Source organism: Buttiauxella gaviniae, assembly GCF_040786275.1.
Lineage (GTDB): Bacteria > Pseudomonadota > Gammaproteobacteria > Enterobacterales > Enterobacteriaceae > Buttiauxella > Buttiauxella gaviniae_A.
Window position 1 is genome coordinate 3,656,458 of the sequence record NZ_JBFMVT010000002.1, and the last position, 17,473, is coordinate 3,673,930.

Below are 17,473 nucleotides of genomic sequence, written 5' to 3' on the forward strand. Positions count from 1 at the left end.
TCAGCCTATTGAACGGCGGACTAATTTAATATTGATCCATTCATCAATTTCCGATTCGAGCCAGGCGACACTGGCTGGGCCAATCTTGATTGAGCGAGGGAAGGTGCCGTCTTTCATATACAGATAGATTTGAGAGCGCTTCAGGCCCGTTTTTTCTTCAACCTGTTTCAGACGTAATAACTGATGAGATGTCACGGTATTCTCCTGTGGCAGATGTTGCGCTAGCCGGGAGATAACACGACAACACAAAGTCGTGGTACGGAGAAAGTTGATGAACCCGTATTACGGAAAATCCAATCCTTAATACGGGTTTTCATAGCGAAGGGCATCATCTTACTTTTGTGTTGGTAGGGAAGGGGGCGAGCCGCGCTCAAGCGCAGTTTTGAGCGTGTCGCCACTGAATCGATCGGTAATGCCTTCCTCAGATGCCCATTGCTCAAAAATGGATAGCAACTTGTAAGGCTTTCCTATCAACGGGCTGATAGTTTCATTATTTCTACAGGCAAGCCAAAATAGTCTTGATAGAGGGGATGATATGCGTGTGGAAGAATCCGAGGGTGATTTTTTTTCCAGCCAGCCAGTTGAATAGTTTATTTAACTCAGTTTGCCTGATAACAAAACATGCATCCTTCGGTAAGTTATAAATAGGTAAATAGGCATCATTAAAGCTTAAATCTATGCTGTTTAATGAGATTCCATTGCGTAATGAAATTCTATTGTGAACTAGAAAGGTTTCCCCTGATAAGGAAACAGTGATGCCATAGTTATTGTTCCCTCTAAGTACAGGCGATGGTATTTTTAGATTGTGAGCAAGTATGCATTGTATGAGGAAATATTCATATCCAAAAAGACTTGTATCAATGATGCCATGAGCAGTATGAAAATATTTACCTTCAGTGCTGAAGGTTAAGTTACTCTCGCTAAAAAAATCGATTTCATCCAATGTAATTTTGTCGTCCGGTAAGTTATTATCTTTAGGTTTTAGCTTTAATTTATGGTTATAGGATTTTATTTTCCTCAAGGTAATTGGAGACTGAAAGTATATCGAAAGGAGGATTTTTCCCTGCAGAGCATATCGATAGATATCACTTTCTTGTATTTTCCTAATGCCGTTTTTCTTTGATGCTTTAACTGCTTCTTTGATAGTTAACCAGTCTGAGTTTACATTTTTATTCTTAAAAAAAGCGAGTCTGTCTGACATAACATATCTCCTTTTACATATCCGTGCTGATAAATGTAATGCCCTCTCATAAGATGAATAAAGAATGACGGTTGATGAAAGGTTAGATGGTTTTTTAAGTAACACCCGTTCAGATTTATTTGTAATATAAAAATGCCGCAAAGACAACGCGGCATTTTGGTTTCTTACAAATTTGGATTAACATCGGGGTTTTCAAAGTCTGGAACAAAAGAAAGGTATTTCCCACCAATCTTAATAGCCCGTCTGTTTGCTTCGGCATCATGAATATGTAGTGGTGGTATAACGCCCTGTTTTGCTACGATTCCTGTTTCCCTAAAGAACCCTTCGAATCCAGCAGGAGAGAACATCAGTAATATCTTAATAGGTTTAATACTGTTATTTCTAAATTGATGATAAATCCCCTTGGGAACATAAACAAAATCGCCTGGATTGGCATGGAAAATAATTTCTCCGGCTCTTACTGTTAATTGTCCATCTAGTACATAAAAAATCTCATCAGCGTCTTCATGAAGATGCCAAATCGGCCCCCCACCTGGACCCACAAATCCCTGGATAATAGAAATGTTTCCCCCGGTGTTTTCTTTATCCAGCTTTATAGTATAAGTGTCGTTATTTAACCAAAGCGGAACACCTTCATTGTCTCTAATAATAAATGGCTGCATGATCTATACCTCAGAAATAATAATTTAAAGAGAATGGCCACCATCGATAACTATTCGTGAACCCACTAAGTAGTCAGACTGGCCTGAGCAGGACCAAATAATGGCTTCAGCGATCTCTTTAACATCACCAATACGCCCAATGGGGATCAAATCGCGCCATCTTTTGTCACGGTCTGCCGCCGATTCGCCTGGAAGTTGGGTCATTTCGGTGGCCAATGGGCCAGGGTTTATTGAGAAAACCCGCACGCCGTGCGTGATAGCCTCTTTTGCCGAGACGCGGGTCAATGCATCGACGGCAGCCTTTGAAGCGGTGTAGGCCGCCGTGCCCGGAATATTCAGCCCGATAGACATATTTGATGAAATATTAACGATAGTCCCGTCCCGGTTTTCTTTCATCGACTGAAGTTCGCGCTTCAGACTTTCAAACAAACCAATGACATTAGTAGTGAATACGTGATTAAAGTCTTCACTGGAGGTTTCATCGACAAAACCAAAAGAAAATACTCCGGCGTTATTAACGGCAATATCAAGAGTGCCGACTTTATTTTTTATTTCATCAAACAGGTTATCTATTGATTGATTATTATTTACGTCGAAAGGAATAACCCATGATTTGCCAGGAGTCTCGGAGATCGCTTGTGCCGTTTCTTCGAGTTTCTGCGTATTTCGACCTGCAAGAATAACGGTTCCGCCAAGTCGTGAAAATGCCAAGGCTATTTCTCTGCCAAGTCCACTGCCTGCGCCGGTTACAAGAATTTTCTTTTGCGAAAAAATACTACTCATCGGTTCTCTTCCTTATATAAAGTAATCTTCGACTTTGCCACCAAGGAGAATATCGCCGCACACCTGCAGGACTTTTTCCTGCGCGACAGCGTGCTGGCAAATGGTGTTGATATCACGTAATGCGCGGTCAAAAGGTGTTTCATGGGTGTAGATAGAACCCCCACCCTGAAGGTCATACAAGCTTGAAACGATGGTTCGTGCGGTTTGAAAGGCATTTCTTCGACTCAAAGCTGACTGCACGCGCCAATGAGTAATATCGTCATGAGCGGCATCGGCTTCGAGCGCCTGCCATAATGTACTTACGCTGGTGAGCACCGCGTTTCTGGTGATAAATAACTGATTCTCTGCGTTAGCCACCGCCGTCTGTACGCGCTTTGAGTTTCGCCATTTCACATCATTGATTCTGTCTGTGCGGTCGTCGGCGACGTCGTAGATATAGTCCAGACAGGCTCTCGCAAGCCCCAGCGGGATACCGGCCATTTTGCGTAAAATTGCATCCGGCGTTTTGTGCAGTGGCCCTTGACGTTTTGGTGCCGAGAAATTGAACGCGTGTTGTTCGGGAATGAACAATTCTTGCGTGGAGTAGTCCTGACTGCCGCTTCCCCGCAGGCCGGTGGTGAACCAGGTATCGGAAAAAAGGTAGTCGGCAGGACGCGCCAACATGACTCGCCAAAGGGGCTTGCCGTTATCATCCAGTATAAGATTGCCGTTACGGTAGAGGAAGCAACCTGCCGAGATGACATCGCCATGAGGCGATCCGCTGGCAAAACGCCATTTGCCAGTGACGATGTAGCCGCCATCAACTATCTCGGCTTTTCCCTGCGGGTGTATCCAACCCGCCACGGCCAGATTGGCGTGTGGAAAGATCTCTTTGGCGCTTTTTTCTTCCAAGAAACCTGAATAAATACCTGAGTCACAACCGATCATGGCGCACCAGGCGGTAGCCGTATCGCCCCGGGCGAGTTCTTCCAGCACAAGGATTTGCTCAATCGACGTCAGTCCGGCACCGCCCCATGATTGCGGGAAACACATTCCAAATATCCCAATGCCACGCAGCCTTTCAATAATATTGAGTGGTATCCTGCGATGCTCTTCTATTTCACGAGCGGAGTTACGTAATTCGCCGCGTAAATCTCTTAAATTAACTAATATATTGCTAAATGAATTTGCTTCATGAGTTATCATGGACATGCCTCAATAAATGAACCTATATAATTAAATCTTAAAATTACATATTGGTTATTATTAATAACTATATCGCCCGGATGCGAAAATTCCCTTTGGATCTAAAGTTTTTTGCAAACTTCTGATGATTTCACCTTCACGAAGCGTTCTGGCATTACGACTATTGGCGAGAGGATGTTCGACGTCCAAACGATAAGGGTAAAAACCTGAAGCACTAAATTTATCATGAAGAAGTTTAAGAGTCTGATGAGCTTTACTTATTTCCTCTTCCACGCGTTCAAAACGAATGGATACGACGAGATCAATAATTTGATCACTCAGCGTATTAATTGTGGCGCCGCAGCGCACGCCAGTAGACTCGAAGATATCGTCAAAATGTAGATAAGCCTGTTTAATAGCCTGACCGCTAAAAGGAAGCAGAGGCAAGAAAAATATCCAGCCTTTGCCTTCGGCATCTATTTCAGTCGGTGTAGTACCGAGCGTCTTCTCCAGAAGGATATCATGATATTTAGTATCCCCTTGATAGGCAGCGGCTACTAAGTTGGCGACGATATCATCCTGATAAGGATTCGTAGAGCTGTCGCTCCAGACCAAAGAGATGAATTTCTCACCAGCTTATACAAACTCGGTTTCTAGCGCGATGGAAAGTGCCGAAACCACTGAGGCTGCTCCAGAAATGGGCAGGTGAACGAGAAATTCGCCCTTATTTGCCCCATACGTCAGTGTTGAGGTTTCATCATAAATCTTAAGTACTCCGTGAATTAACCCTTGTGCTGACCAGTGCTGGAAAGTATTGATAGCGTACTCTAAGTTTTCGGGGGAAAAGGAAATATAGGCGACGCGAGATTTTTCTGGTCGATTAAGTAGTCGTACAACGCCACCGGTTATAATTCCGAGATTCGATTGGGTGAAAAATTGTACCAGTGAAGGGCCAATCCCATGGGAGTATAGTGCACTTTGTTTTCCCTGTTCCGGCCACCAACCCACTCGGTGTAATGTTCCGTTGGCGAGAACAATCTCTAGGCCGAGAAGGTCTTCTGTACGTTGGTGCCTCAACCCGACGCCCCGGTCAAGAGCATTACCTAAAAAACTCGTTTCTGCAGATGAGGCTGTGACATTAATAAAACGATTAGTATTAAGTAATTTTCGCGATAATGTTCCCTGCGTCACGCCTGGCTCAATGACAGCGTAACCCTCTGCGATATTAATCTCGCGAATTTTATTTAGTCCGTTGAGCTTTAACTGCACGGTGTTATCTGATGGAGGTTTTGTTGAACCTAACCCCCAATTGAATCCAGTTGAGTAGGGATAAAGCGCTGTTTCTCCATCATATTGATCTGCCAGCTGAACAATGCGAATTACTTGTTCAATACTGGAAACATCCACCCGGCCAGAAACAGATGGGGAAGTATATTCGCCAACATCATTCGGTGTATTTACATAGGCGACGACGTTTCTATTATCTAAATGCTTTTCAAGAAATGAGATAAAACTTTCGCTCATTTTTCAATCCCCTATTTTGCGATAGCTAACGTTCGGGTTAAGAAAGAAATAGTGCATTTCATTACTGTATGAACCATCGTGGTTTTTTAATCTCCCCGGACGCACACCCTCAAATTTAAACCCTCCCTTTTGCGCGACTCTTTCTGACGCGATATTGCCTTCTTTGACACCAAGTTCTAAACGGACATAGCCAGCTTCGTTAAAGGCCCATTTTTTCAGAAGATTCAGAGCCCTTACGGCATAGCCCAAACCACGATATTCCGGCAATATCCCGTAACCAACATCACCTACATGAGGTGGTACAACATTGCGGATAACAATTTTTCCTACAGCATTACCAGTTGAGCATTCTATAATAGTTAGTAATATATTAGGGCCTACGGCTGAATTAAGCCCGCAACGCCTAATTTTTTGTTTTATTTCATCAAGTGATGCTGTTTCGAATAAACCCCACTTCGATGATTCAGGATTTGATTGCTCTAACCATATACAAAATGTGTCTTTTGGTTCAGCTAAACGTAGTGCAATTTTTTCATCGCGATAAATATTACTATCCACTGCAGGAAATAATAGGCTTTTTTCCGTATTAGTTTGATTCTTCAATAATGAAAATACTGCAAATTCCTCTAGCTCTGAATTTGAATTAAATTTTTGTGAAATACCTTCAAAAGTGTACCCGCTCAATATAAGGCTATTAATTATTTTATGATGATCAATCAAAATGTGAGTCTCAATTCTCAGTGTCTTATATTTTTCAAATAAAAGAATTGAAAGTTTACGGAATAGTCCGGTTTTTATTTTTTCTCCTAAGGGCGTATGAATGTTAATGTTTAGAATTATGCTGCTATCATCATTTTCTGATGGCCGCAGGAAAATGTCTCCTATATGCTCCGGCTTGCATTTTCGTATAACAAATATTTTATGTGTGAATGATTTTTTATTGGGCGTGTCATCTGATAACCTTGCCTCGCAGCTTTGATCGATAATTTTATCACTCTCGCTGTGGTAAATGATTGGGATCCCATGCTTGTATTTGTTTTCGGGAAATAAATGCGATTCCGGAATAGTTTGAATGTTATTTTCATAGCCTAATGAATTAATTTCACTGTTCATGGTCTATTCCTATTGGTACAGTCAGATATTTGTCTGAGGATTAACAGCAGGCGTATCGTAACGGTTGTTTCTCAAAACAGGGAGTAGGGTGACAATTGCCAATCCAGCTAAAAAAATACCGATGAGAGTTGGTGCACGGTAGCCATAACCTTGGTCGATTGCATAGCCACCGGCCCATGAACCAATAACTACTCCAAGACAAATAACGGAGGTATGCATAGTGTTAATTAATGAAGTATTAGGTGCTGCTTTAAACACGCGTGAGGACATGGCAGGAGTGAGGGTAATACCAGTAAGTCCTAAAATCATTACAGATATCAGCACTAATATTTTATTATCGTAGAAGGTATAAAGCCCACAAAGTGCAAGTACCAGCACGACACTACCGGTGAAAACAACTTTAATCGGAGATTTATCTGCTAGCCTACCCACCAGAAAGTTACCAACTACCGTGAATGCTCCGTAAGCAAAAAGAATAGCTGGGATATATGGAGTATCGAAGCCGACTGTGTTTTCAAAATAGGGAACGAAGTAACTGAATGTAGCGAATGTTGCAGCAATAATAAAGAAGCTTGTAATAAATGCCCCCCATATTGAACTGTTTACAATAGAGCTGAATTCAGCTTTAATGCTGCCCTTAACCTCCGCCTGAAATTTAGGAACTATCAGTATAATACCTATTCCCGCTAAGGCTGTAAGAACAATAATTAATGCGAAGGAAACTCTCCAGCCATAATACTGGTCAAGTAGTGCCGATAATGGTAGCCCCGCCACCGTCGCAATCATCATCCCGCCCAATACGATAGAGGCTGCAATGCCAAAGCGTTCCGGTGGAACCATTTTTGCCGCTGTTAACAGAGCAAAGCCAAAGAAGGCTGCCGAAGATAATCCGGTCGCAAACCTCGCTACTGCTAAAAGATCATAAGTTGCAGAAACGGTTGCGACGACTTGGGCGACAAGAAATATGCCAGTAATAGTCAATAATGCTGCTTTATTGCTGAGTTTAACTAAAAATGTAGCAAGCAAGGGACCACCGAAAACCATACCTAATGAATAAATGGTAATTAAATATCCAACTTTAGGAATGGAAACACCTAAATCAGATGACATGGATGTGATTAATCCTGCGACCATGTATTCAGATGTTGTCATGGCAAATAGAGTAAAACCTAAAATATATATTGCCGCTGGAAGTGGTTTGTTCATAAAAATTTACTCGATGTGATTAACAGTACTGAAATTAATACCCTCGATTATCAGCTTTTGTAAACAGAATATGAATCATAATTGTTATGACATTTATCACCAATATAATCGGGTGGTTTATCGAGTTGTCGTGTTAGGTTAGGAGGTTAAGATATCGAATTATGGTAATTAAATTGTCATCTGCTTATCTTAAAAATAGATAAAGTTATTTATTTAAATGTTATTTAATTGATTTTTCTGAATGTGTAAATATCGAAAAGGAAAATAACAATGAGTGAATACGTGCAAGCAATTGTGAAATCAGATACTGGTGGTTTTAGATTTACCGATGTACAGCGGCCAGTCAGAAGGACGGAAAGTGATATTTTAATCCGAGTTTCCAATATATCACTTAATCGGGGAGAATTAGACTTTCCCTGGGAATCGGATAAGCCTGCCGGATGGGATGCATCTGGTATTGTGATTGAGACCAGCACCGACGGTCAGGGACCAAAAATTGGGGAGCGGGTATTAACATGGAGTTTTTCGGGTGCCTGGAGCCAATATCGCGTTGTCGATCATGCCAATGTCGCTATCGTGCCAGAGAGTGTATCAGCAGCGGTTGCAGCAGCGTTGCCGGTGGCAGGATTAACGGCGCTGCGTTCTCTGCGATCCCTTCATTTGCTGCCGGGCCAGTCTCTGGCCGTTACCGGCGCAACGGGCGGAGTCGGGCATTTGTTGGTTCAGTTGGCAATGCATGCCGGTATTAAAGTTTCGGCGGTGGCGCACAGTCAGCGTGGATTCGATTGGCTGCAAGCCAGCGACGTTAAACCCAACGAGGTACTATTGGCTAAAGAATATCCTTTTGAGGGAACCTTTGATGCACTGGTCGATACCGTCGGTGGCGATTTACTGGCTCATCTATTAGACAATGTTGTCCCTAATGGCACAGTTCTCATTCTGGGCGTTGCCTCGGGACAGGTGGCGAGCATAGACACCACAATTTTGGTATCACGAGGAATCGATCTGATTTCTTATAAGGATTATTCCCCGGCCGGAGAAGATTTAAACACCTTGCTCACTCTCGTTGACGAGAAGATCATTAAAGTATACGCGAATAATATTGGTAGTTGGGATAAAGTCATTAAACAGAATTTCATGCATCTTCTCGCTCCAGGCAAAGTCACGCTCAACGTACCTCAGGACTAAGCTCAATTCGTACATAGTCCTCTATGATGTCGCCACGCAAGGATATTGCAATAATTGTGGCGACATAGCGTTATCTTTTAACTAATAACACATTGATATTTAACTTCTGTCAGGTTTTTTGTATCTTGATACCTCCACGAGGCATAGATGTTCGTGTAAGAGATGTAAGAGAAGACTTATGGATTTAAACGCGCTTAAAATCTTTATCAAGGTAGGGGAAACGCAGAGTTTTACCAAAGCTGCGCAGGCATTGGGCCTCACCCAATCAGGGGTCTCACGTGCAATTACCAGACTTGAGCTCGACCTTCGTGTTACCTTGCTTAACCGCAATACCCACTCTGTAAGTCTGACTACCGATGGCGTTTTTTTATATGAATCCTCAAGAAGCCTGATTCATGAAATGGATGAGGTAGGGCATTCGATTATCGGCAGAACGGCCTTCCCTGAAGGCGAACTAAAAATAACGACACCTTCTGCCTATGGCCGATTGGTAATTATTCCTATGCTCAAAGAGATTCTGGACAGATATCCGGCATTAACTATTGACGCGGTTATGACTGACCGATTGGTTGATTTGGTGGAAGAAGGCTTTGACGCGGCGATTAGAATTGGCAGCGTACAGGACTCACGGCTTATCGCAAGAACCATCAAGCATTTACGTTTTGTCACCGTTGCGTCACCGGAATATTTAAACAGCCACGGAATTCCTAAAGAGCCAGCGGAACTAGTACAGCATAACTGTCTGGCTGTTAAAGCACAGAAAACTGGGCGTAGCACAAAGTGGTTTTATTATATAGCAGGAGAACAGCAGGCGTTTGATATTAAAGGTAATCTGGTCGTCGATACTGCGGATGTACTGTTAGAGGCAGCACTCAGCGGGATGGGAGTTGTTCAAATAATGGACTTTGCGGTCGATAAATATCTGGAAAACGGTAAACTGGTCGAGCTACTACAAGAATACTCCGAGGCGTCGATTCCGCTTTCATTAATTTATGCAAAATCGCGCCATCGTTCGCCTAAAATCAGTACATTGCTGGCGGCGTTAGGAATAAATACTTGACCCCCAACACAGATGCAATTGCGCTTGATTTGTGAGGGACCAAATTCAATATTCTGCTCCATTCTGTGACTAAAAACCAAACTCTGTATCAAGTTGACGGTATTTTAACTCTATATGCGAAGTAATTAGTCTTAAACGGGGCCCATTAGCTGAGCCCTTTTTCAAGCTTATCAATCGGTATATACCGAAGTTCAGACTTTGGACTGCTGATGGCCCCAAATATAGGATGGCACGAATTCCTCTCTGCATCTGTCCAGATAATCTGACCACCACTGCATCATCGCCTTGCGGGCTTCCAGATGCTCCGCCTTGTGGATGTATGCTGCCCGAACGCTATTGCGCTCCTGATGGCTCATCTGACGCTCAACCGCATCCAGTGACCAGAGACCTGATTCAACCAGGGCACTACAGGCCATTGCTCGAAACCCGTGGCCGCATACATCCTCTTTAGTATTATATTCCATCAGCCGCAGCGCCTTATTAACCGTATTTTCACTCATTGGTCTGGATGAATTCCGGATGCTGGGGAACAGCAACTCCTGATCACCGGAGATTTCTCTTATCTGCTTCAGTATGTCGATGGTCTGATGTGACAGCGGCACAATATGTGGCGTACGCATTTTCGTCCCCCTGTCGGAATAGCGAACTCCGGGGATCGGCTCTCGTGTGGCGGGGATAGTCCAGATTTTGTTTCTGAAACTTATTTCCGTCCAGCGGGCAAACCGCAGTTCACTGGAGCGAATAAAGACATGTAGGGTGAGAGAAACAGCCAGCCGGGTTAATTCCCGTCCCTGATGATAACCATCAATTCGGCTCAACAGTTCGGGTAGTCGTTCAAGGGGAAGGGCGGGATAGTGTCGTTTAACCGGTGCTGCGATGGTACCTTCGAGATTCGACGCCGGATTGCTCTCAATCATCCCCTGATGCACGGCATGCCGCATGATGTTGTACATATGTTGCCTAGTACGTGCTGCGACTTCCAGCAGACCTTTTTGCTCAATGCCTTTCAGCAGATCGATAAAGTGACGAGGTTTCAGTTCAGCTACTGGCAAGTGTCCAATCACAGGAAATATATGATTGTTCATGCTGGCAAGAAGACGGGAGGCGTGGTTCTCTGACCATGTTCTGTTGCTTTTATGCCAGCTCAATGCAACGTGCTTAAATGTTTTTTCCGGAGAGCGGGCAGCTTTCTCTGCGATACGTTGCTGTGATGGATTGATATTCTGCGTCAGCAGCTTGCGTATGCCATCACGTTGCTGACGAGCGTAAGCCAGAGAAACATCGGGATAGGCACCTAGGCCGAGGCGGGATTCTTTACCATTGACTCGATATTTCAGATACCAGAGACGTGAACCGCCTGGATTGACTAAAAGGTACAGGCCATGAGAATCGGAAACTTTGAAAGGTTTAGCGGATGGTTTTAAGCTGCGAATTTTTGTGTCGTTAAGAGACATTTGGGGGTCACTCCGTCATCGAACCAACTTGACCCCAAATCTGACCACCAAATTCTCCCGATGCAGAGGGAAAACTAAAAATGCATCGGGAAGATTTTTCACGCTAACTTATTGAATCTAAATCACATAAAGATTCGCAAAGAGGCATGAAAACAAGAATTTGGCTCCTCTGACTGGACTCGAACCAGTGACATACGGATTAACAGTCCGCCGTTCTACCGACTGAACTACAGAGGAATTGTGCAACGGGGCGCATATTAGCGATAAGCGCCGGGCATGTCAAAGGGTTCGCGAAAAAGTTTTTCGCTTGCTCTATTAATGTTCAACTTGTTGAGTATTAAGGCGAATTATTCTGTTTTTTTAGCCAGCCTGAATCACGACCTCTCCGAACCCTTCAACGATCGTTAACCCTTTTTTATATGCGGACTATTTTGGTGCGAATGAGCGCAAAGAGTGACCGCCGCGTAACTTGTGATGTTTATTGTTAACCAGATGTGATCCCCGCTGTAATTTCAGCGTGTTGTGCCAGGCCCTCTACCACCGCGCTCTATACTGACATATGTCGAAATATCGGCACGCGCTTAGTCACGTTGGCAACTATTTTGCTTAATGTTTTAGGCTGCGAAAACGTAGGGAAACCCCGCCACAAGAATTTGTCAGGATGTCATTCGTTTAGTGCATTTTGTTCGCGTTTTTGCTTTTGAAATGGCTCTTAAACCGTTGTGCATAAACCTCTTTGCTTCTTTGCTAAGGAACATAAAAATGTCGCTGAAATTTATCAGAAGTCCTCTTTCTCTGGTGTTGGCAGGTTGTCTGGTGACGGCGTTTTCCGCCCAGGCTGATATTGTAATTGGTGTCGCCGGGCCGTTTACCGGGCCGAATGCGACCTATGGCGATCAGTACTGGCATGGCGCTACGCAAGCGGCTGAAGATATTAATGCCGCAGGCGGTATCAACGGCGAGAAAATCAAACTGGTGCAGGGGGATGATGCCTGCGAACCAAAACAGGCGGTTTCGGTTGCTAACCGTCTGGTTGATCAAGATAAAGTTAAAGCCGTGGTCGGCCATTTCTGTTCGTCTTCCACTATGCCTGCCTCAGAGGTTTATAACGATGCGGGCGTTCTGGCTATTACGCCGGGGTCAACTAACCCGCAGATCACCGAGCGCGGCATGAGCGATATGTTCCGCATGTGCGGGCGTGACGACCAGCAAGGGCAGGTGGCGAGCGATTTCATTATTGATAAGCTGAAAGCCAAACGCGTGGTGATCATTCATGACAAAGACACCTACGGGCAGGGGCTGGCGGATGCTACTAAAGCGGCGCTGGCGAAACGTGGCGTGAATGATGTGATGTACGAAGGTTTGTCGCGCGGTGAAAAAGACTTTAACGCCCTTGTCACCAAAATCAGCGCGCAAAAACCGGATGTGGTGTTCTTCGGCGGCTGTCATCCGGAAGCCGGGCCGCTGGTGCGCCAGATGCGTGAGCAGGGCGTGCAGGCCAAATTCTTCTCCGGCGACTGTATCGTGAACGAAGAGATGGTGACCGCCGCGGGCGGCCCGCAATACACCAACGGCATCTATATGACCTTCGGTAAAGATCCGCGTTTGATCCCAGACGGTAAGGCCGTTATCGACAAATTCCGCGCCAGCAAATTTGAACCAGAAGGCTACACCCTTTACTCCTACGCCTCTATTCAGGCCATCGCCGCCGCCTTCAAAGCGACCGGCGGCTCAGATTCCGCTAAAGCGAGCGCCTGGCTGAAAGCCAACCCGGTAGATACCGTGATGGGCAAAAAATCCTGGGACGATAAAGGCGACCTGAAAGTGTCGGATTATGTGGTTTATCAGTGGGATGACAAAGGTAAGTACACCGAAGTCCAGTAAGATTCTCAGGACAATAATACGTCATCGGGTTTTGTAGGGGGCATAAGCGGCAGCGTCATCCACCATTTACACCGGCTATTGCAGGTGAAAGTGTCGGGTGACGCTTCGCTTACCCGACTTACAAAAGAAGTTTGTCAGCCGCGATAAAAGAGACCGCCTGTCTATGGACGCATTCTTCCTGCAACAGTTGATAAACGGCCTAACGCTGGGTTCCGTTTACGGCCTGATAGCCATCGGCTACACCATGGTTTACGGCATTATTGGCATGATTAACTTTGCTCATGGCGAAGTGTATATGATCTCCGCCTATCTCTGCGCCATAGGGCTTGCGCTGCTGTCGTTCTTTGGTTTGCACTCGTTTCCTTTGCTGATCCTCGGCACGCTGGTGTTTACCATTGTGGTGACGGGCGTGTATGGCTGGACTATCGAGCGCATCGCCTACAAACCGCTGCGTAACTCCACGCGTTTAGCCCCGCTGATCTCTGCCATCGGCATGTCGCTAATCCTGCAAAACTACGCGCAAATCAGCCAGGGGCCGCGTCAGCAGGGGATTCCTACCATGCTCGATGGCGTGTTTCGCTTTCATATTGGTGAAGGCTTTGTGCAAATCACCTACACCAAAGTGTTTATTTTGATTGCCTCGTTTGCCGGGATGCTGCTGCTCACCTGGATTATCGGCAATACCAAACTGGGGCGCATGTGCCGGGGGGTGCAGCAGGACCGCAAAATGGCCTCGATTCTGGGGATTAATACCGACCGGATTATCTCGCTGGTGTTTGTGATTGGCGCGTCGATGGCGGGGCTGGCGGGGGTGTTAATCACCATGAACTACGGCACGTTTGATTTCTACGCCGGTTTTATTATCGGCATTAAAGCCTTTACGGCGGCGGTGCTCGGCGGGATTGGTTCGTTACCCGGTGCGATGCTGGGCGGCCTGATCCTTGGCATTGCCGAGGCGCAATTCTCCGGCATGGTAAATTCCGATTACAAAGATGTGTTCTCGTTTGGATTACTGGTGGTGATCCTCATTTTCCGTCCTCAGGGTCTGCTTGGCCGACCGATCGTCGCCAAAGTGTGAGGGAGCAAAAGATGACATCAGAAACGGTTTTGCATGAAGGCTTTTCCCTCAAGCGCTGCCTGCTGGATGCGGTATTTGCGGGGCTGGTAGCGCTAATCATTTTTGGCCCGATAGTCGGCGTGGTGCTGGATGGTTACAGCTTCAATTTCGATGGGCAGCGGCTGGTGGCGATTATTGCGGCGGTGATGGTCGGGCGTTTTCTGCTGAGTGCTTTTTTAACCACATCCACTGGAGCGCGATTTTTAAGCCGCTTTGAAACGGACAATTCGGGCGTTTATGTGCGCCCGCCCAATTACAAAAGCCGCATGCGCTGGATCATTCCGCTTGTGATTGCCCTGGCGGTTTGCTTTCCCTTTGTAGCAACAAAATACGTCTTGACGGTGGCGATCCTTGGGCTGATTTATGTTCTGCTTGGCCTCGGCCTGAATATTGTGGTGGGGCTCGCTGGTCTGCTGGATTTGGGATACGTCGCCTTTTATGCGATTGGCGCATACGGCCTGGCGTTAGGGTACCAGTATCTCGGGCTGGGATTCTGGTCCATGCTGCCACTGTCGGCATTGATGGCGGCAGCGGCGGGGGCGCTGCTTGGCTTCCCGGTGCTGCGAATGCACGGAGATTATCTGGCGATTGTGACGCTGGGTTTCGGGGAAATTATTCGCCTGGTGCTCAACAACTGGCTGACGTTCACCGGCGGCCCGAATGGCATTTCAGCCCCGCCGCCGACGCTGTTTGGCCTTGAATTTGGCCGCCGTGCCAAAGAAGAGGGGGGCGTGCCGTTCCACGAATTCTTCCATCTCACCTATAACCCGAACCTGAAATTCATTTTCATCTATGCCGTTCTGGTGCTGGTGGTGTTACTGGTTTTGTACATCAAACATCGCCTGACCCACATGCCGATTGGCCGGGCCTGGGAAGCGCTGCGTGAAGATGAAATCGCCTGCCGCTCGATGGGGCTCAACCATGTGCTGGTTAAACTCTCGGCCTTTACGCTCGGCGCTTCTACGGCGGGAATTGCCGGGGTGTTTTTCGCCACTTACCAGGGCTTTGTTAACCCGACTTCGTTTACCTTTTTTGAGTCGGCACTGATCCTCGCGATTGTGGTGTTAGGCGGGATGGGGTCGACGATTGGTGTCGTGCTGGCGGCGTTTGTATTGACGGTGACGCCAGAGCTCTTGCGCAGTTTCGCTGAATATCGCGTTCTGTTGTTTGGCATGCTGATGGTGGTGATGATGATTTGGCGGCCACGCGGCCTGATTCGCATTAACCGCAGCGGCTATGTGGTGCGCAAAGGAGTCGCGCCATGAGCGACATGATCCTAAACGTCGAGCATCTGATGATGCATTTTGGCGGTATTAAAGCGCTTAACGATGTCAATCTTGAGGTGCGGCGCGGCTCGATTACCGCGCTGATAGGCCCCAACGGTGCGGGGAAAACCACGGTGTTTAACTGCCTGACGGGGTTCTATAAAGCTTCCGGCGGCAATATCTTGTTTAACACAAGTGAAAAAACCACCAATGTGATTCAGATTCTCGGGCAGAAATTCCAGCCGGGTGATTGGGTAAACCCGGCGCAGCTTAGCTCCCGCCTGTTCTATAAAATGTTTGGCGGCACGCATCTGGTGAACCGCGCAGGCCTTGCGCGAACGTTTCAAAATATCCGTTTGTTCCGGGATATGTCGGTGGTGGAAAATCTGCTGGTGGCACAGCACATGCAGGTAAACCGCAATTTGTTGGCCGGTGTGCTGAACACGCCTGCCTATCGGCGAGCGGAAAGCCGTGCGCTGGACCGGGCATTTTACTGGCTTGAAGTGGTGGAGCTGGTGGATTGCGCTAATCGCCTGGCGGGTGAGATGTCCTACGGTCAGCAGCGCCGCCTGGAAATTGCCCGCGCCATGTGTACCGCACCGGAGATGATCTGCCTTGATGAACCGGCGGCGGGGCTCAACCCGGTTGAGACGCGCACGCTCAGCAAGATAATCCGCTTCCTGCGTGACCATCACAACATTACCGTTTTGCTGATTGAACATGATATGGGAATGGTGATGGAGATTTCCGACCATATTATTGTGCTCGACCACGGGGATGTGATTGCCCAGGGCAATCCTGAGCAAATTCAGCATGATGAAAAGGTGATTGCCGCCTATCTGGGCACCGACGAAGACGAGGTCCATCTATGAGTGAAGCGATGCTCGAATTTCGTAATGTGGATGTTTTTTATGGTGCGATTCAGGCGTTAAAACAGGTTTCTTTGCAGGTGAACGAAGGGGAAACGGTGGCGCTGATTGGGGCCAACGGCGCAGGGAAATCAACGCTTTTAATGTCGATTTTCGGCCAGCCGCGCATTCGTGGCGGGCAGATTCTGTTTCGTGGGGATGATATCAGCCATAAATCTACGCATTTCGTTGCCGCGAGTGGCATCGCGCAGGCGCCGGAAGGGCGGCGCATTTTCCCGGATATGACCGTCGAAGAAAACCTGCTGATGGGCACGATCCCCATCGGTAACCACTATGCCGCACAAGATTTGCAGACCATGTTCGATTTGTTCCCACGACTAAAAGAGAGGCGTAAACAGCGTGCGATGACCATGTCCGGCGGGGAGCAGCAGATGTTGGCGATAGCCCGGGCGTTGATGAGCCGCCCAAAACTCCTGTTGCTTGATGAGCCGAGCCTCGGGCTCGCGCCGATTGTGGTGAAGCAAATCTTCCAGACGCTGCGCGAGCTGGCGAGAAACGGCATGACGATTTTTCTGGTGGAGCAGAACGCGCACCATGCTCTGAAACTTTCTGACCGTGGTTATGTGATGGCAAACGGGCAAATTCGCCTGAGCGGCAGCGGCGAGGAGTTGTTGGGGAATCAGGAGGTACGCAAAGCGTATTTAGGCGGGGATTATACCCGTCATACTTGAAGCTGCATCTGCGTTGGCTGCACTCACTCACCCCAGTCACTTACTTTAGTAAGCTCCTGGGGATTCCTGAGTTTGCCGCCTTGATGCAACTCCAATTATTTAGGGTATAGCATTTAGAATGCTGTCTTATACCCGTCATACTTGAAGCTGCATCTGCGTTGGCTGCACTCACTCACCCCAGCCACTTACTTTAGTAAGCTCTTGGGGATTCCTGAGTTTGCCGCCTTGATGCAACTCCAATTATTTAGGGTA

General features: G+C 46.8%; 17 protein-coding genes and 1 tRNA gene. 7 read left to right on the forward strand and 11 right to left on the reverse strand.

The window, feature by feature from the left end; translation table 11 throughout:
* From AB1E22_RS17435 to AB1E22_RS17475, 9 genes are all read right to left on the reverse strand, one after another.
* Positions 1–195, reverse strand: a complete 195-nt coding sequence (locus AB1E22_RS17435; RefSeq protein ID WP_009635172.1) for an AlpA family transcriptional regulator — start codon at positions 193–195, stop codon at positions 1–3.
* A 301-nt stretch (positions 196–496) separates the two neighbouring features.
* Positions 497–1,201, reverse strand: a complete 705-nt coding sequence (locus tag AB1E22_RS17440; protein ID WP_367596490.1) for a hypothetical protein — start codon at positions 1,199–1,201, stop codon at positions 497–499.
* A gap of 164 nt (positions 1,202–1,365) precedes the next feature.
* Positions 1,366–1,863: a cupin domain-containing protein gene (locus tag AB1E22_RS17445; RefSeq protein ID WP_117119701.1), complete on the reverse strand. Its 498-nt coding sequence runs from the start codon at positions 1,861–1,863 to the stop codon at positions 1,366–1,368.
* Positions 1,864–1,887: 24 nt separating this feature from the next.
* Positions 1,888–2,646, reverse strand: a complete 759-nt coding sequence (locus tag AB1E22_RS17450) for an SDR family NAD(P)-dependent oxidoreductase (RefSeq protein ID WP_367596491.1) — start codon at positions 2,644–2,646, stop codon at positions 1,888–1,890.
* Between the two features lie 12 nt (positions 2,647–2,658).
* Positions 2,659–3,831, reverse strand: coding sequence for an acyl-CoA dehydrogenase family protein (locus AB1E22_RS17455; protein WP_102118980.1), 1,173 nt, complete (start codon positions 3,829–3,831; stop codon positions 2,659–2,661).
* 60 nt (positions 3,832–3,891) lie between these two features.
* Positions 3,892–4,425 (reverse strand): hypothetical protein, encoded by a 534-nt coding sequence (locus AB1E22_RS17460; protein WP_367596492.1) that lies wholly within the window; start codon positions 4,423–4,425, stop codon positions 3,892–3,894.
* Positions 4,426–4,446: 21 nt separating this feature from the next.
* Positions 4,447–5,334, reverse strand: a complete 888-nt coding sequence (locus tag AB1E22_RS17465) for an FAD-binding oxidoreductase (protein ID WP_367596493.1) — start codon at positions 5,332–5,334, stop codon at positions 4,447–4,449.
* 3 nt (positions 5,335–5,337) lie between these two features.
* Positions 5,338–6,447: a GNAT family N-acetyltransferase gene (locus tag AB1E22_RS17470; RefSeq protein WP_367596494.1), complete on the reverse strand. Its 1,110-nt coding sequence runs from the start codon at positions 6,445–6,447 to the stop codon at positions 5,338–5,340.
* A gap of 21 nt (positions 6,448–6,468) precedes the next feature.
* The gene (locus tag AB1E22_RS17475) at positions 6,469–7,653 is read right to left on the reverse strand and encodes an MFS transporter (RefSeq protein WP_367596495.1); all 1,185 of its coding nucleotides are present in this window, start codon (positions 7,651–7,653) and stop codon (positions 6,469–6,471) included.
* A 270-nt stretch (positions 7,654–7,923) separates the two neighbouring features.
* Here AB1E22_RS17475 and AB1E22_RS17480 point away from each other — a divergent pair, with 270 nt between their 5' ends.
* Both AB1E22_RS17480 and AB1E22_RS17485 read left to right on the forward strand, forming a co-directional pair.
* Positions 7,924–8,841: a zinc-binding dehydrogenase gene (locus AB1E22_RS17480; RefSeq protein WP_367596496.1), complete on the forward strand. Its 918-nt coding sequence runs from the start codon at positions 7,924–7,926 to the stop codon at positions 8,839–8,841.
* Positions 8,842–9,019: 178 nt separating this feature from the next.
* The gene (locus AB1E22_RS17485; RefSeq protein ID WP_102118985.1) at positions 9,020–9,901 is read left to right on the forward strand and encodes a LysR family transcriptional regulator; all 882 of its coding nucleotides are present in this window, start codon (positions 9,020–9,022) and stop codon (positions 9,899–9,901) included.
* A gap of 191 nt (positions 9,902–10,092) precedes the next feature.
* On the opposite strand, the gene AB1E22_RS17490 is transcribed toward AB1E22_RS17485, so the two are convergent.
* Together AB1E22_RS17490 and AB1E22_RS17495 are read right to left on the reverse strand one after the other, a co-directional pair.
* Positions 10,093–11,355 carry a tyrosine-type recombinase/integrase gene (locus AB1E22_RS17490; protein WP_367596497.1) on the reverse strand — a complete coding sequence of 421 codons (1,263 nt, stop codon included), beginning with the start codon at positions 11,353–11,355 and terminating at the stop codon, positions 10,093–10,095.
* Positions 11,356–11,516: 161 nt separating this feature from the next.
* Positions 11,517–11,592: transfer RNA gene (locus AB1E22_RS17495), tRNA-Asn, on the reverse strand.
* A 525-nt stretch (positions 11,593–12,117) separates the two neighbouring features.
* Between AB1E22_RS17495 and AB1E22_RS17500 the strand changes: the two genes are divergently transcribed.
* From AB1E22_RS17500 to AB1E22_RS17520, 5 genes are all read left to right on the forward strand, one after another.
* Positions 12,118–13,239, forward strand: coding sequence for a branched-chain amino acid ABC transporter substrate-binding protein (locus AB1E22_RS17500; protein WP_367596498.1), 1,122 nt, complete (start codon positions 12,118–12,120; stop codon positions 13,237–13,239).
* A gap of 163 nt (positions 13,240–13,402) precedes the next feature.
* Complete coding sequence (locus tag AB1E22_RS17505; protein ID WP_367597399.1) at positions 13,403–14,317, forward strand: ABC transporter permease subunit; 915 nt, start codon at positions 13,403–13,405, stop codon at positions 14,315–14,317.
* 11 nt (positions 14,318–14,328) lie between these two features.
* Positions 14,329–15,621 (forward strand): high-affinity branched-chain amino acid ABC transporter permease LivM, encoded by a 1,293-nt coding sequence (gene livM / locus AB1E22_RS17510; protein ID WP_367596499.1) that lies wholly within the window; start codon positions 14,329–14,331, stop codon positions 15,619–15,621.
* Positions 15,618–16,493 carry an ABC transporter ATP-binding protein gene (locus AB1E22_RS17515; RefSeq protein WP_367596500.1) on the forward strand — a complete coding sequence of 292 codons (876 nt, stop codon included), beginning with the start codon at positions 15,618–15,620 and terminating at the stop codon, positions 16,491–16,493. Before livM ends, AB1E22_RS17515 begins: the two co-directional genes overlap by 4 nt.
* Positions 16,490–17,221: an ABC transporter ATP-binding protein gene (locus AB1E22_RS17520; protein WP_367596501.1), complete on the forward strand. Its 732-nt coding sequence runs from the start codon at positions 16,490–16,492 to the stop codon at positions 17,219–17,221. Before AB1E22_RS17515 ends, AB1E22_RS17520 begins: the two co-directional genes overlap by 4 nt.
* Positions 17,222–17,473 lie beyond the last annotated feature (252 nt).